The following is a 2,321-nucleotide window of genomic DNA, read 5'->3' as shown; positions in this document are numbered from 1 at the left end:
GCTGTTTTGGTAGCAGCTGACTGATGATTTTGAATTGATCGGTTGTAATTTCCATGCTGAAATTCTATCAAAAATAGTGTTAACAGGCCCTAGTAGCACCATTAAAGTATCAAGAGTAGCTACAACGGCAGTCGTTACCACCGGTCCATCCAGCAGGCTAAAAGGAAGTAGCAGCAGGACGCTTAAGGTGAAAAGAGCGCGAGCCCAAGTTTGGAAGAATAGCAGGCCAATCTGCCCGACAAGGGAAGCTAGAGCTATTCCTGCGCTGATCGGCCAAAACCCATGAAAGGACGCATCTTGTAGCACTTTCATCAGTTCCGGCGACATATCTGGAGAAAGGTAGCTTACCGCAACTATTTGGAGCACCAGTAGCAATAGGCTCGCCCCAACAATAAGTCTGAAGGTGGTCTTATTCATGCTTTCCTTGTCACTTAACGTTTATTGCTGATGCTAGGAACGAGTTCCAAGCCCACTCTTGCTAGGTAGCTATTCCACATAACCTTTAAACCGATATCTATTGCTTCCGAAAAACCTAGGCTTAATTACTGCCATTCTAACGGTTTCTCCCTGTTTATAAAATGTAGATCGACGTATATATGACCTAACCAATTGGCCGTCATCCAATCTAACCATGAGAAAAAGCCTATCACCTTCATCTGAAGGCACTCCAGTGATTGACTCTACAACCCCTGAAATTTCATAGATTTCGCCGAAGTTCTTATTGACCAAAGGTAAAAAGCCAAGAATCACGAGCACCACAATGGCAAAAAATATTGCCAAGGAGTTCTCCTTTAGGATATGTAGCCTGATTTTTCGGTTAATATCACTCATATTTGAGACATACTACTTAACGTTTCAGATTAGGGGCGGCCAACTTGCTGGACGGCCCACTACACTTGATTGTTATAGAGCCCTGCTGGTTTGCTTCAGCCACTCTGGCAACACTTGGTTAAACCAAGCCATATATTCATCTGTTCGTTGATTCTTGTTATCGTGCAAAATATTGATAACTTCAACAGCAATCCAAACCTTTGCCACTAGCGTCTGCTGAACCATATCGGCTAATGCAATTGTACAAGTTTCGTTCGCAGCTAGGTAACGCTTGCAAAACTTTTTAACCTGCACGGGATTAGACATACCTGGAAGTAGAGGAGCTAGGTCAATTGCTGGAGAGCCAAGACAGAACCGTTCCCAGTCAAAAAGCACAAACTCTCCAGAATTACGTTTGCCCCAGTTTCCGATGTTAGAGTCACCAGAGATTGGACCGATGGGTTGAAATATAGTCTCGCGGTGTTCAAAAAAGTGTTGAAAGTACTGCTTCGAACGAGCTCTAGCTTCCCTATTTAGCTTGCTAAGTGCCTTTTCAGTGCACTCATCTGACCAGGCAAGCTCAAAAAGTCGACTGTCTTCAACTGAAATCGGTGCAGTATGCAACTTTACTAAGGCCCTAACTATATGCGCTGAGCTCCACTCTTCGGAGTCAAGCAGTGTTGGGAGGTACTCGATAACTAATGTGCTTTCACCCTCTGTGGCCAGCAAGTGTGGTGCTGATATTTGAGAAGCATGTGACTGATGCATCACCGATTTGTAGAAGTACATCTCTGTTGGACTAACACCAGTTTTGCGGATGGCTTTTGTTCCCTCGAAATAAATTGTCGAGACAGAAGCTTTACCCATGTTTGCCAATTCAACTGTATTCATTATCTACACTAGAACCATAACGCTTGCAGCATGTGCGCGCTGTTTTTGCGCGTAGCATGCCTGCACTTGTTATCACTTTACTAGCTATAGTACGCATAAGCTATTAGACCACTGGTGAAAGGAGCTGCGTAAATGGCAACAAACCCTAAAAATAGTACCAAACCCTCAGTACCGCGTGTTTTGACTAAATAGTAAGGTAAGACTACCGGCCAAACAAAGTATAGATATGCACCGAATTCAAAGGGAGCTTCAAATTCCGACTGTTTTGGTTCTTTCAAAGCCCATATGGCTACAAAAATGGCGAATGAAAAGCCCAAATTTTATCAGTTGCGGCCGATACTTCTTGTTGCTGCAAATTCAGACTGATTTGTACGAAAGAGTAAGCCAAACATAAAAGAAGCAGAACCCAAACTATTTTTGTGTGTAATCGTTCCATCGTTACCTTTGTGTGTTAACGCCAGCCATAAGCGGCGCGCTGATAAGGGGTGCCCGCAGGGCATGTACTGATGCGTTTGGTTATACATTTGTTTTTCTGGCTCTTCGTAGTTTCCTGTGGAAATCCAGTATAATCAGGACTTGATCATACCGAATTTACGGGGAGTCTTTCTGTGGAAATCGAA

2 protein-coding genes are annotated in these 2,321 nt (G+C 43.7%); both read right to left on the bottom strand.

What is annotated here, in order from left to right; translation table 11 throughout:
• A partial coding sequence (locus tag G565_RS25315) for a hypothetical protein (protein WP_037340830.1) occupies positions 1 to 417 on the bottom strand: 417 nt, incomplete at its 3' end.
• Positions 418 to 903: 486 nt separating this feature from the next.
• The gene (locus G565_RS0120670) at positions 904 to 1,701 is read right to left on the bottom strand and encodes a phosphotransferase family protein (protein WP_028672502.1); all 798 of its coding nucleotides are present in this window, start codon (positions 1,699 to 1,701) and stop codon (positions 904 to 906) included.
• Positions 1,702 to 2,321 lie beyond the last annotated feature (620 nt).

Origin of the sequence: Saccharospirillum impatiens DSM 12546, from assembly GCF_000423605.1 — a bacterium.
Lineage (GTDB): Bacteria > Pseudomonadota > Gammaproteobacteria > Pseudomonadales > Natronospirillaceae > Saccharospirillum > Saccharospirillum impatiens.
Note: the sequence above shows the minus strand (reverse complement) of the source record. Positions and strands in the feature narration are given on the sequence as shown.